Origin of the sequence: Chitinophaga sp. (assembly GCF_035761305.1) — a bacterium.
GTDB lineage: Bacteria > Bacteroidota > Bacteroidia > Chitinophagales > Chitinophagaceae > Chitinophaga.
The window spans coordinates 1-12,658 of sequence record NZ_DASTRI010000082.1; the positions used below are offsets into that span (position 1 = coordinate 1).

A 12,658-nucleotide genomic window follows, 5' to 3' on the forward strand; every position below is an offset into this window, starting at 1 on the left:
CTTACCCCCGCGGAATTTGCCCGCCTGGCCGTGGTGCATGGCACGGTAGGCACTATTTCCGACCCGCACGAAATAGCCAATGTGCTGGGCGTGGCAGGCGTAAATTATATGATTGCCAACTGCCGGCACACGCCGTTCAAATGCAACTTTGGCGCTCCCTCCTGCGTGCCGGCTACCCCGTTTGAAACCGCCGGCGCTGTTGTAAGCGTACAGGATGTAAAGCACCTGCTCGAAAACCCCGGGATCCGCTACCTCTCTGAAATGATGAACTTCCCCGGCGTACTGCAGCAGCAGCCCGATGTAATGGAAAAAATCGACGCCGCCCATAAAGCCGGCAAGCCGGTTGACGGCCATGCTCCCGGCCTGCGGGGCACAGCCGCCAAACAGTACATTGATGCAGGCATCAGCACCGACCACGAATGTTTTACACTGGAGGAAGCGCAGGACAAGCTGCAGTATGGCATGCATATACTGATACGGGAAGGCAGCGCCGCCAAAAATTTTGATGCGCTCATACCCCTGCTGCATGATCACCCGGAAAAAATAATGTTCTGCAGTGACGATAAGCACCCCGACAGCCTGGTGGAAGGACATATTAACGTGCTGGTAAAACGGGCGCTTGCAAAGGGCATCAACCTGTTTAAAGTGCTGCGCGCCGCATGTGTAAACCCGGTGCTGCATTATAAAATGGATGTTGGCCTGCTGCGCGAAGGCGACCCTGCAGACCTGGTTGTTGTGAACAACACTACTGATTTTGCAATACTGGCCACCTATGTTAACGGCATACAGGTGGCGGAAAACGGTAAAACGCTGATAGCACCAACCACCTCCGGCATTATCAATAATTTCAACTGCCATCCGCAGCAGCCTGGCAGCTTTCGTATACCCGCTACCGGTGCAGAAGGCGCCGCTGTTACCGTAAACGTAATTGAAGCGCTGGACGGGCAGCTGATCACCAACAACATTACCGCTACCCTGCCTATTAATAACGGCGCGCTGCACAGCGATCCTTCGCAGGATGTGCTGAAACTGGCCGTGGTAAACCGCTACTTCCCGGCCCCGGTAGCCCTGGGCTTTATCCGCAACTTCGGTTTTACCAAAGGCGCCATTGCATCATCCGTAGCGCACGACAGCCACAATATTATTGCGGTAGGGGCAGATGATGACAGCATTTGTGCCGCGGTAAATGCGGTGATCCATGAAAAAGGCGGCATTAGTGTAGTAAATGGTATGGAAATAGATGTGCTGCCCCTGCCTGTAGCCGGCCTTATGAGCCACCTGGACGGCTATGAGGTAGCGGCCCGTTACAGCACGCTTGACAAAGCGGCCAAGGCCCTGGGTAGCCCGCTGGCCGCGCCTTTCATGACATTATCATTCATGGCGCTGCTGGTAATACCGCATTTAAAGCTAAGTGATAAAGGGTTGTTTGATGGGGATGCGTTTAAGTTTACCTCACCCCTGCCATAGCGCACCACCCACGCTATCCCGCTGCGCACCGGTAACAGATGATAATACATTCGCCTCCTGCCGCCAGCGCAAAGTGCCTATCAGCGCCATAATCAGCGCCTCCTTGTAGCTCACCGTCTGCTCATCGGGCACCACTACGGTTACATTATAAGGCTGCAGCTGCTCCTGTATTTCCAGCAGCAGGAACCCGTTAAAAGCGCCGCCGCCGGTGATCAGCATTTGCTGCGCTGCGGCAGGGGGCTGCTGTTTTTGCAGCTGCGCCACGGCGTTGGCTACCTGCACGGCTATATGTTTTACATAGGTATTCAGCTTGCCCTGCACAGATATGCGGGTGTTCCGGATAAGCGGCAGCACGGTATCGGTACCAAAGTCATTAGCCAGGGATTTAGGCCAGGGCTGTGTATAATAAGGCAGCTCATTTAACGCGTTCAGCAAATGTTTATCTGTAACGCCGCCGGCCGCCAGCATGCCATTCTCGTCATAGGCGCGGCCCAGCTCCCCGGCCAGGGCGTTGAGCACACGGTTGGCCGGGCAAATATCAAACGCGGTAAAGCCGGTTTCCAGGTTGGCGGATATGTTGGCAATGCCCCCCAGGTTCAGCCAGTACTGGTACCCCGGCAGCAACAGCTGTTCGCCAATAGGCACTATAGGCGCGCCCTGCCCGCCCAGGGCCACATCCATGGCCCGCAGATCGCTGATCACCGGCAGGCCGGTTACCGCTGCAATGGCAGCGCCATCTCCCAGCTGCGCTGTCATTTGCTGCGCCGGCATATGAAAGGTGGTATGCCCGTGAGAGGCAATAAAATGTACTTTATGTTCCAGCGCATGCCGCGCAATAAACGCCTTTACCTGCTCCCCTATATAATGACCATAACGGCTGTGCAGCAGCAGGTATTCCCCCGCGGGCAGGCTAATAGCGCCGGTCAGCCGCTCCACCCATTCCGCTTCGTAGGGCAGGCAGTCGGCCGCCTGTATCTTGTACTCCCATTTGCCGCGCACCTCCGTTAGCTCCACAAATGCAATATCCAGCCCATCCAGCGAGCTTCCCGACATAATGCCAATAACGTTGTATACCATGCTGAAAAAATTTTCCCAAAGATAATATGGAATTTAACCTTCTTCCTGCATCCTCTTTGCAGATCAAAACAAAATCACTATGCAAAAATATTTTTCCCTGTTGCTGCTGGCCTGCTTTACAACGCTGATAGCCAATGCGCAAACCCGTGAAATCAAAGGTACCGTGCTGGATGCCGGCAACCGCGCAACCCTTCCGGGGGTTATTGTGCTGGTAAAGGGTGGCGCGCAGGCGACCCGCACCGGCCACCAGGGCGATTTCCGGCTTACCATTCCCGCAGGACCAGTGGTGCTGCAGCTGCGCCACAGCCGCTATCATACCCAGGAAGTGCTGGTAAAAGCAGCTACCCGCAACATCGTCATCCTGCTGCAGCCGGCGCAGCTAACCCTGAACGACGCTACGGCGCCGGTAAAAAAGGAAGCTGAAAAAGTCATGCAGCGCTCCTACGGGTTTGTTGCAGCCGCAGAAGCCGCACCGGTCATGATGTACGCGCCGCCGTCGCCCGGCGCTTATGGGGATTATAACACCGAAGACTACAGCCCCATTAACGAAAATGATTTTCATGCCGTTACCAACCAGCCGCTCAGCACTTTTTCCATTGATGTAGACCGTGCTGCGTACAGTAACATCCGCCGTTTCCTGAACAACGGCGCGCTGCCGCCGGCAGATGCGGTGCGCGTGGAGGAAATGATCAATTACTTTGATTACCAGTACAAAGCCCCCACAGGCACCGATCCTGTTGCCATTTATACGGATATGGCTCTATGCCCCTGGAACACACGGCACCAGCTGGTGCGCATTGGCCTCAAAGGCAGCACCGTTGCGGCAGATAAAATTCCTCCTTCCAACCTGGTGTTCCTGGTAGATGTTTCCGGTTCAATGAACGAACCAAATAAGCTGCCGCTGGTAAAACAGGCGTTGAAAACACTAGTGCGGCAGCTGCGCCCTGCAGATAAAGTAGCCATTGCCGTATATGCCGGCGCCGCAGGCCTGGTGCTGCCGGCCACACCGGGCAATGAAAAAACCCGCATACTGGATGCGCTTGACCAGCTGCAGGCCGGCGGTTCTACTGCCGGCGGCGAAGGCATTTTGCTGGCCTATAAAACCGCCGCCGAAAATTTTATGAAAGCAGGTAACAACCGCGTGATCATTGCTACTGACGGGGATTTTAACGTAGGCCCTTCCAGCGACGGAGCGCTGCAGCGCATAATTGAAAAGGAGCGCGATAAAGGCATTTCCCTGTCTGTACTGGGTTTTGGCATGGGCAACTATAAAGACAATAAGCTGGAGCTGCTGGCCGACAAAGGCAACGGCAACTATGCTTACATCGACAATTTTGAAGAAGCCCGCCGCACCTTTGTAACAGAATTTGGCGGTACCCTGTTCACCATTGCCAAAGATGTAAAGCTGCAGGTAGAGTTTAATCCCCGATACGTACAATCGTACCGGTTAGTAGGGTACGAAAACCGCCTGCTGCAGAACGAAGATTTTAATAATGATAAAAAAGATGCGGGCGATATGGGCGCGGGACATACGGTAACCGCCCTGTACGAGATTGTGCCGGCAGGCAGTAAGGCAACTGCCGCTAACCGGGTAGACCCGCTGAAGTACCAGCAACGCACGGTTGTGAGCAGCCCTGCCAATGAGGTGCTTACGGTAAAGCTGCGCTATAAAAGGCCGGCCGATAGCCAAAGCCGGTTAATGACACGGGTGCTGCCCTACCAGTTGCAGGATATTACCACGGCGCCTGTTGATTTTCGTATGTGCGCTGCAGTAGCCGAATTCGGGCAGCTGCTGCGCAACTCGGCCCATAAAGGGCAGGCCAGCTACAGCCAGGTGCTGGCGCTGGCTAAGGATGCCAAAGGCGATGACCCCGAAGGCTACCGCGCCGAATTTGTCCAGCTGGTAAAAAAAGCCGCCCTGCTGCAGCCCGGCAGCCAGGTTGCCCGGGAATAACAGCCGGCCTTTCATCCATAGCAGTTCATCCCCCTCAGCCGTATACATTACCAGGGCCGGCTAAAAAGCATCCGTTACGGAAATATTTTTAGCCGGCCCTTGATCGGGCTTGCACGGTTAACCGGGTAAACCGGCATATTATCCTGGTTCAGTTGCTCCGCCATTGCTGCCCAACTGCGGAAAAACGGGGTTTTCCCTAGGGAGCTATTGCTGCGCCATTGCTGCGCAACTACTCCCCCCTACATAAATCCCCACATTCACCTACCCCTATTACCCATATAAATAAATTAAATATTATACCTGTTGACTGTCTTGTAATTTTCACCATAGCCGCCTTGTTCCATTTTCATGTTAAAAAAACCTTTTCCTTTCTCTGTTCCTGTGTTTTTTGGTATTTTGCCCCCCAAACGGCTAGTAATGATTATCAATCTGAGTGAAACCAATTCGCTGGTAGGAGAATGGCTGAGCGAGATCAGAAGCACAGAAGTACAAACAGACCGTATGCGCTTTCGCCGGAATATGGAGCGCCTGGGCGAGGTAGCTGCTTATGAGATCAGTAAAACACTGGAGTATGAAGAAAAAGAGGTGCAAACGCCCCTGGGCATTGCCAACTGCCGCGTGTTAAAGCAGCAGCCGGTGCTGGCCACCATTCTGCGCGCAGGGTTAGCGCTGCACCAGGGACTGCTACATTACTTTGATAAAGCCGATCATGCCTTTATTTCCGCCTACCGTAAGCATAAAACAGACGGTAGTTTTGATATAAGCCTGGAATATGTATCAAGCCCCTCCATAGAAGGGCAGGTGGTTATTCTTTCCGATCCTATGCTGGCCACCGGCGCTTCCCTGGTAAAAACCATTGAGCACCTGGAGTATATCGGTAAGCCCAGCCACATTCACCTGGTAGTGGCCATTGCCTGCACCATAGGTATAGAATATGTTCAACGGCATACCAGCTCCAACCTCAGCATATGGGCAGGGGATATTGACGACGAACTGACCGCCAAAGGCTACATTGTTCCCGGCCTGGGCGATGCCGGCGACCTTGCCTTTGGTAACAAATTGCAGCAGTAGCACGTTATATATTATATGAATTAAATTTGAAATATTAAGCACTTTTCGTACCTTACATCGGTAAAAGTGAACTGTTTTTATCCTATCCTATACCATAATGCATTAACCTTTATGAAAAAGGCATTACTAATATTAACCATTATTCTCTATTTGATCCCTGCAAGCAAGGCACAGGACCCGCATTTTTCGCAGTTCTTTGCTTCGCCGTTAACCCTGAACCCGGCCTTTACGGGCCTGTTTTCCGGTGACTATCGCATTGCCGGCAACTACCGCTCACAATGGAGGAGCATTGCCACCCCGTATATTACCGGTACGCTCTCTGCCGACTTTAGCATATTAAAGAATGTAATTTCATATACAGATATATGGGGCGTTGGCATTATGGCGCTGTACGATAAAACAGGCGGCGGCGCGCTGGTATCTAACTACATTGCTATCAGCACCTCCTATCACAAAGGCCTGGACCCCGAAGGTAACCATACCCTGGCCATTGGCCTGCAGGGCGCATGGATGCAAAAACGGGTAGACCAGAGTAAGCTGATGTTTGAGAACCAGATAGATAACAACGGGTATAATCCCGGCCTGCCCAGCAACGAGTTTCTTACCAATCCCAAAATATCTTATTTTGATCCTAACGTAGGCATATTATACAACGGCCTGGTAGGCGAAGCCTCCAATATTTACCTGGGCGCTTCCTACTATCACATTACCCAGCCTACAGAAACCTTTATGAGCCAGGATAATAACCGCCTCAGCTACCGGTATACCATACACGGCGGCGGCTCTTTCCCGGTGAATGGCTATAACCGCATACACGCCAGCGCGCTGTATATGAAACAAAGCACCGCCTCTGAAACCTCTTTTGGCGCAGCATACGGCTTTAACCTCAGCGGTGTGCCGGAAGATAATCCTACCATGTTTTACCTGGGCAGCTGGTACCGCTTAAAAGACGCAATTAACCCTTATGTTGGGTTAGAGATTGCCGGCTTTACCGTAGGCCTTACCTATGACCTGAACGTATCTTCCCTGAAACCGGCCTCCAACTACCGGGGCGGTATGGAAATATCCGTAATTTACGTACACCGTTCCAATGAAAACAGCAAGTACAAAACCTTGTGTCCGAAGTTTTAATACCCGCTGCTGATCATCCGGCGCCGGAAAAATTTTCGTGCAATAACTCTCTAAAAGCGAATGATTAATAGCTGATGGCTAAAATATTTTTGCATTCGTTCCGTTGATTTTTAGTTATTTACGGCAATTTTCATTCTGTCAAACTAAAAAGCGGGACGCCTTGTTTTCATTCAGAGAAGTTTTAGCTGCCATACAATCATACGGAAAGGCCCATCAATTCATTATCCATAACAAGCTGTGGAAATGGATATTGTTGCCTGGCATCATTTACTGTCTTTTGTTTATAGCAGGTATCTATTTTGTATGGAGCTATTCAGGGGAGTTTGTGGAGTACCTGTTTGGACTGCTGCCCCTCCGCGTATGGATACAGGACCTGGAAAGCAGCTGGGTAAGCTTTGTTTTTATACTGCTGGCGTTTTGCATACGCATGATTTTGCTGCTGCTGTATTTCTCCTATTTTAAATATCTTTTCCTGATACTGGGCTCCCCGCTATTTGCTTACCTGTCGGAGAAAACAGAGGCCATACTGCAATACCGCGAGTTTCCCTTTAATATACGTGAGTTTCTGAAAGATATGGTACGCGGTATCAAAATGTCGTTCCGCAACATGGTGTACCAAACCATTTGCCTGGCGCTGCTGTTCCTGCTTTCCTTTATTCCCATACTGGGCTGGATAACCCCGCTGGTGGGCTTTTTTGTAGAGGCTTATTTTTATGGCTTTTCCATGATGGATTACAGCTGCGAACGGCACCGGATGAATATGCGCCAAAGCATTGCTTTTATAAAAGAGCACCGCGGCATGGCCCTGGGCAACGGCACCGTGTTTTACCTGTTCATGTTCATTCCGTTTATCGGATGGGCCCTGGCGCCTTCCTATGCCGTAATAGCCGCTACTATTCATTTACAAGATAAACGCCTGTTGTAATGAGCACGCCCGGCAAAGTGTACCTGATACCCACTGTATTGAGCCCGGAGGCCCTGCACACCATTCCTCCTTATGTTACTGCGGCCGTACAACCGTTACGGTTCTTTTTTGTGGAGAATGAGCGTACGGCCCGCCGCTTCCTGAAAGCGCTGGACCGTAATATTAATATTGATGCCCTGCAGCTGCACCTGATGCATGAAAACCACCCGCCCGATACTGCGCTGGCAAAAAAAATACTGCTGGAAGGAAATGATATTGGTATTATGAGTGAAGCAGGATGCCCCGCCATAGCCGATCCCGGGCACCTGGTAGTACAGGTGGCGCACCAGCTGAACGCAGCGGTTATACCGCTGGTAGGCCCCAATTCTATCCTGCTGGCATTGATGGCGTCCGGCATGAATGGTCAGCATTTCCAGTTCACCGGCTACCTGCCCGTAAAGCCGCCGGAGCGTATTAAAGCCATCCGCGAGCTGGAAACCCTTTCCAGGAATAAGCACCAGACCCAGATATTTATTGAAACCCCTTACCGGAATAATGCCCTGCTGAAAGATATACTGGCTAACTGTAAGGAACAAACGCAATTGTGCATTGCCGCCGACATTACCGGGCCGGAAGAATTTATTCATACCAAAACCATCCGGGAGTGGAAAGCCGCCCTGCCGGAGCTGCACAAGCGGCCGGCCATATTTTTACTGATGGCGGGTTAGGGATCAGCTGCTGCAGCCGGTATAACCGGCGCTACAACTGCTTTGCGGCCTTAATTCGGCGGAAACTGCTGGTCATTACCAATGCTGGTAATATTTACAATACTGTCTACAATAAAGTTGCTGAAGCCCCGCCAGGGAATGGCGCCCAGGTACTCTTTATAATGCAGCTGCACAAACTTGCCGCTGCTGGTCATCAGTTGCTGCGCTACTTTTTCATCTACCACAGAAAACTCAAATTCATTTGACTGTAAGGAGCCTGGCTGCTTTGAACGGTAACCGGTTTGTATCAGCCGGCCTTCATAGGTTTTAAAAACATACCCCTTCTGCACAAAAAAATTCAGCTCTCCGGCCTTTACCCCACGGCCAAATACAAAGTAATAACGATAGGCAATAAACACGGCTATAACCAGCACTATAATGCCCACTATCATAAGTACAAATCTGCGCATAGTTTGAGGTTTAAATAATTCTCCTATAACCCATATTTATCTATCAGGTACACCAGCCCGGCCATGCCCACAGCGCCCAACTCCATCTCCCGTTTGTTCACTGCTTCAAATACATCATTGGCCGCATGGTGCAGGTCAAAGTAACGCTGTGAGTCAGGTGACAGCTCGCCCATAGGGGTGCCCAGCGCTTCATTCAGCTCGCCTACATCCGTACCGCCGCCTACTTCATCAAAATCGCACAGGCCATAGGGCTTAAACAGGGGTTTCCAGCTTAATATCTTCGCTCTTTTTTCAGCCGGCATGCTCAGGGCAAAACCACGGGGTGTAAAACCGCCTGCATCGCTTTCCAGCGCAAAAATATGGCGCTCATTGGCGGCAGCCTTTGCTGCCTCTGCGTATTTGCGCGCGCCGCGGGTGCCGTTTTCCTCATTGGCAAACAGCACAATGCGGATGGTGCGTTTGGGGCGTATACCCAGCGCTTTGAAAGCGCGTATGATTTCTATGGATTGCACACAGCCGGTGCCATCATCGTGCGCGCCTTCATTCACATCCCAGGAATCAAGATGGCCGCCAACGGTAATCACCTCTTCAGGATGCTCTGTGCCGCGCAGCTCTGCAATCACATTATGGCCAATGGTATCGGGCAGGAACTTCGGGCTGGTGTGCAGGTAAATTTGCATGTCCTTATCGTCCTTCAGGCGGTCGCTTAAGCGGTCCGCATCTTCCAGGCCAATGGCTACTGCCGGTATTTTGGGATAGGCCTCATCATAACGCATAGCGCCTGTGTGCGGGAAGTTATTGGCCCCGTGCGACATAGACCTTACAATTACTGCCAGCGCGCCGTATTTCGCAGCGCGGCTGGCGCCATTTACGCGGTAACGTACGGCATCGCCATAGGCATGAAATGTTTTAATGAACGTAGGGTTAAAATGGTAGTTATAAAATACGATCTTGCCTTTTACCTCCTTCTTCCTGGCTTCCAGCTCGTCAAACGAGCCTACTTCCAGCACCGGCGCTGTTACCCCCGAAGAGTCGCTGGCAACAGAGTTGCCCAGCGCCAGCACCTGCAGGGGAGGCACAAAATCGCGGCGCTTTGAAATAATGCGCACTTCCTCCTGCTCGCCGCGCACCCAATGCGGCACCATGCACTCCTGCAGGTACACGGTATCTGCCCCTGCTGCCTTCAACGCTTTAAGGCCCCACTGCTCGGCCCTGGGCATTTGCGGGGAACCGGCCAGGCGGCCGCCTATGGTTTTGGTAAGTACCTTTAAATTTGCATAGGCAGTGCTGTGTGTTAACACTTCATTGGCCAGCTTGCGTAATGTCACAGAATCGTCGGGAGAAGTTTGGGCATGCGCCACAGACACGGAAATAGCCAGTGATACCGGTAACAGTAAACGTAGCATAAACAGGCAGATTTTTCTGCTAAAACTAACTAATTCGATCTGTTATTACAAATAAATGGCTGAGTGGTAAAGGGCAAATGAATTTTGTAAAGTACCTTAGCGGGGCAGAATGCGACCGGCATTTTTGAGCTTTCTGCTTCAAAAAAATGTAATTCCATGCGTATAGGAATAGTATGTTATCCTACCTACGGGGGTAGTGGTGTATTGGCAACAGAGCTGGGTAAAGCACTGGCAGATAAGGGGCATATGGTACATTTCATTACCTACCAGCAACCGGTACGCCTTAACGCTTTTCACGCAAACATATATTACCACGAAGTACAGGTGCCTACCTATCCCCTGTTTGATTTTCCACCCTATGAGTCGGCGCTGAGCAGCACCATGGTAGATGTAATCATGAACCAGCAGCTGGACCTGCTGCATGTGCACTACGCCATACCGCACGCCAGCACTGCATACCTGGCCAAGCAGATCGTAGGTAAGCAGGGCCGTGTGGTGCCTTTTATTACTACCTTGCATGGTACAGATATTACGCTGGTGGGGAAAGATAAAACCTATGCGCCGGTGGTGGCCTTTTCCATTAATGAGTCGGATGCCATTACCGCTGTGTCTAGCAACCTGCGCGAAGAAACCTATAAGTCGTTCCAGATAGAGAAAGATATTGAGGTGATCTACAACTTTGTAGATATTGAACGCTTCAAACGCCGGTCGCTGCCGCATTTCCGCCAGGCCGTTGCGCCCAACGGCGAAAAGGTGCTGCTGCATGTGTCTAATTTCCGTAAAGTAAAGCGGGTGCCCGATGTGATAAAAGTGTTTCAGCAGGTGCGTAAAGAGGTACCGGCCAAACTGCTGCTGGTGGGCGATGGCCCTGACCGGCCTACCATTGAATGTATGTGCCGCGACCTGCATTTGTGCGACGACATCCGTTTTGTTGGCAAGCAGGAGCAGCTGGAGGACATTATGTCTATCAGCGACCTGTTTGTACTGCCTTCTGAATATGAAAGTTTCGGGTTAGCAGCCCTGGAGGCCATGGCTTCTGAGGTACCGGTGCTGTCGTCCAACGCGGGCGGCTTGCCGGAAGTGAACCTGCACGGCAAAACCGGTTTTCTTTCTCCTGTAGGCGACGTAGCCGGCATGGCCCGCCACGCCATTGATTTGCTTACCGACGACCAGCAGCTGGCTGCCCTTCGCAAAGGCGCGCTGGAACAGGCGCAGCGCTTTCACATTAATAATATTGTACCGCAGTATGAAGCGTTATATGAAAGGGTGCGGGAAAATACAGCTGCAATAAGCTATTAGAACGCCTACCGCTTCATGATCCAGTACTCAGGGTTCTGCTTTACTACTCCCTTGTAGATCTGCAGCTCTACTTCACCCTGGTTCTCTATATCATTGGTGCTGGCTGTACCTATCATCTGGCCGGTTCTTACCTTATCGCCGGTTTTTACGGTTACGCTTTGCAGGCGCACATAGTTGGTAAAATACTGCCCGTGGCGGATCATTACCACGTAACCGCTGCCCGGTATTACCATTACCCTTCTTACCTCACCTTCAAAAATGGTTTTTACCGCGGCGCCTTTGGAGGTGGCGATAATAATACCGTCATTCTCCACATTAATCCTTTCCAGCACCGCATGATGCTGCCGGCCAAAATGCCCGATAATATTACCGTTGCTGACAGGCCAGGGCAGCTTGCCGCGGTTATTTTCAAAGCCTTCTGACAGGGCCAGGGCTTCGGGGGTAGCCTCCAGCACATTAGCGCTGCGGGTGGGCGCCGGCGCGGGTGTTTCCGGTGCGGGCGTTTCTTTTTCCGGCGGCGGTGGCGCCGTTGCTACGTTATTATTGTTATTGGCGGCCGTCTTGTTGGCTGCAGCAGCAGCGGCAGCGGCTTTACGCGCGGCTTCGTCACGCCGGCGTTTTTCTTCAAGGGCCTTACGGCGCGCTACCTCTTCCGCTTCTGCTTTGCGGCGCTCTTCTTCAATTTCACGGCGTATTACCGCCTGTATGGCGGCCTGCACATTCTGTGCGTCTTTTTTGCGCTTGTTAATATCTGCCACCAGCTCTTTCTCGCGTCCTTTCAGCTTATTTACTACTTCATCCTGCTCCTTCCTGTCCTTCTCCAGCGTTTGGCGTTCGTCCTTTTCGGTTTTGAGCGCATCGGCCCGCTTTTCCTTCTGCGATCGCAGGTTTTCTATTTTGCGGTTCAGCAGCTCCTGCGTTTCCACGATATTGGTAGCCTGCCGGTGCCGGTACTCCCGGTATTGTTTCAGGTAAGCATACCTGCGGATAGCGTCGTTAAAGCTTTGGGCAGAGAATACGAAGTTGATCATGTCATAGGTGCTGCGGTTCTTATAAGCATACACCACCAGCTGCGCATACTGGGCCTTCAGGGTGTCCAGGTCTTTTTGCAGGGTTTTTATATCGCGGTACGCGCTGTTAATGTCCCCGTTAATAAAATTGATCTCTTCATT

11 protein-coding genes are annotated in these 12,658 nt (G+C 51.7%); 7 read left to right on the top strand and 4 right to left on the bottom strand.

What is annotated here, in order from left to right; genetic code table 11:
* On the top strand, positions 1-1,467 hold a 1,467-nt coding region (ade, locus tag VFS25_RS07185), incomplete at its 5' end, for an adenine deaminase (RefSeq protein ID WP_326461448.1).
* Here ade and VFS25_RS07190 read toward each other — a convergent pair.
* Positions 1,453-2,544, bottom strand: a complete 1,092-nt coding sequence (locus VFS25_RS07190) for an anhydro-N-acetylmuramic acid kinase (RefSeq protein ID WP_326461449.1) — start codon at positions 2,542-2,544, stop codon at positions 1,453-1,455. The two genes, ade and VFS25_RS07190, sit on opposite strands and share 15 nt — an antisense overlap.
* 79 nt (positions 2,545-2,623) lie before the next feature.
* Between VFS25_RS07190 and VFS25_RS07195 the strand changes: the two genes are divergently transcribed.
* From VFS25_RS07195 to VFS25_RS07215, 5 genes are all read left to right on the top strand, one after another.
* A complete protein-coding gene (locus tag VFS25_RS07195) occupies positions 2,624-4,498 on the top strand; it encodes a YfbK domain-containing protein (protein WP_326461450.1) in 1,875 nt (624 codons plus the stop codon).
* Positions 4,499-4,915: 417 nt separating this feature from the next.
* Positions 4,916-5,569, top strand: coding sequence for a uracil phosphoribosyltransferase (gene upp / locus VFS25_RS07200; protein WP_326461451.1), 654 nt, complete (start codon positions 4,916-4,918; stop codon positions 5,567-5,569).
* A 111-nt stretch (positions 5,570-5,680) separates the two neighbouring features.
* On the top strand, positions 5,681-6,700 hold the full coding sequence (locus VFS25_RS07205; RefSeq protein WP_326461452.1) for a PorP/SprF family type IX secretion system membrane protein: 1,020 nt from the start codon (positions 5,681-5,683) through the stop codon (positions 6,698-6,700).
* A 160-nt stretch (positions 6,701-6,860) separates the two neighbouring features.
* On the top strand, positions 6,861-7,625 hold the full coding sequence (locus tag VFS25_RS07210) for an EI24 domain-containing protein (protein WP_326461453.1): 765 nt from the start codon (positions 6,861-6,863) through the stop codon (positions 7,623-7,625).
* Positions 7,625-8,332, top strand: a complete 708-nt coding sequence (locus VFS25_RS07215) for an SAM-dependent methyltransferase (protein ID WP_326461454.1) — start codon at positions 7,625-7,627, stop codon at positions 8,330-8,332. Before VFS25_RS07210 ends, VFS25_RS07215 begins: the two co-directional genes overlap by 1 nt.
* Before the next feature lie 50 nt (positions 8,333-8,382).
* Here the strand turns inward: VFS25_RS07215 and VFS25_RS07220 are convergent, their stop codons facing one another.
* Both VFS25_RS07220 and VFS25_RS07225 read right to left on the bottom strand, forming a co-directional pair.
* Positions 8,383-8,781, bottom strand: a complete 399-nt coding sequence (locus VFS25_RS07220) for a hypothetical protein (RefSeq protein WP_326461455.1) — start codon at positions 8,779-8,781, stop codon at positions 8,383-8,385.
* Positions 8,782-8,804: 23 nt separating this feature from the next.
* A complete protein-coding gene (locus VFS25_RS07225; protein ID WP_326461456.1) occupies positions 8,805-10,187 on the bottom strand; it encodes a M20/M25/M40 family metallo-hydrolase in 1,383 nt (460 codons plus the stop codon).
* A 156-nt stretch (positions 10,188-10,343) separates the two neighbouring features.
* On the opposite strand from VFS25_RS07225, the gene bshA reads away from it, so the two are divergent.
* The gene (bshA, locus tag VFS25_RS07230) at positions 10,344-11,486 is read left to right on the top strand and encodes an N-acetyl-alpha-D-glucosaminyl L-malate synthase BshA (protein WP_326461457.1); all 1,143 of its coding nucleotides are present in this window, start codon (positions 10,344-10,346) and stop codon (positions 11,484-11,486) included.
* Between the two features lie 5 nt (positions 11,487-11,491).
* Here bshA and VFS25_RS07235 read toward each other — a convergent pair.
* Positions 11,492-12,658, bottom strand: a 1,167-nt coding sequence (locus VFS25_RS07235; protein ID WP_326461458.1) for a murein hydrolase activator EnvC family protein, incomplete at its 5' end; no start/stop codon positions are given.

Excerpts from the sequence above, each read along its gene's own strand:
- bshA (WP_326461457.1), top strand. The coding sequence starts at position 10,344 with ATGCGTATAGGAATAGTATGTTATCCTACCTACGGGGGTAGTGGTGTA.
- upp (WP_326461451.1), top strand. The coding sequence starts at position 4,916 with ATGATTATCAATCTGAGTGAAACCAATTCGCTGGTAGGAGAATGGCTG.
- VFS25_RS07205 (WP_326461452.1), top strand. The coding sequence starts at position 5,681 with ATGAAAAAGGCATTACTAATATTAACCATTATTCTCTATTTGATCCCT.
- VFS25_RS07225 (WP_326461456.1), bottom strand. The coding sequence starts at position 10,187 with ATGCTACGTTTACTGTTACCGGTATCACTGGCTATTTCCGTGTCTGTG.
- VFS25_RS07215 (WP_326461454.1), top strand. The coding sequence starts at position 7,625 with ATGAGCACGCCCGGCAAAGTGTACCTGATACCCACTGTATTGAGCCCG.
- VFS25_RS07195 (WP_326461450.1), top strand. The coding sequence starts at position 2,624 with ATGCAAAAATATTTTTCCCTGTTGCTGCTGGCCTGCTTTACAACGCTG.
- VFS25_RS07190 (WP_326461449.1), bottom strand. The coding sequence starts at position 2,544 with ATGGTATACAACGTTATTGGCATTATGTCGGGAAGCTCGCTGGATGGG.
- VFS25_RS07220 (WP_326461455.1), bottom strand. The coding sequence starts at position 8,781 with ATGCGCAGATTTGTACTTATGATAGTGGGCATTATAGTGCTGGTTATA.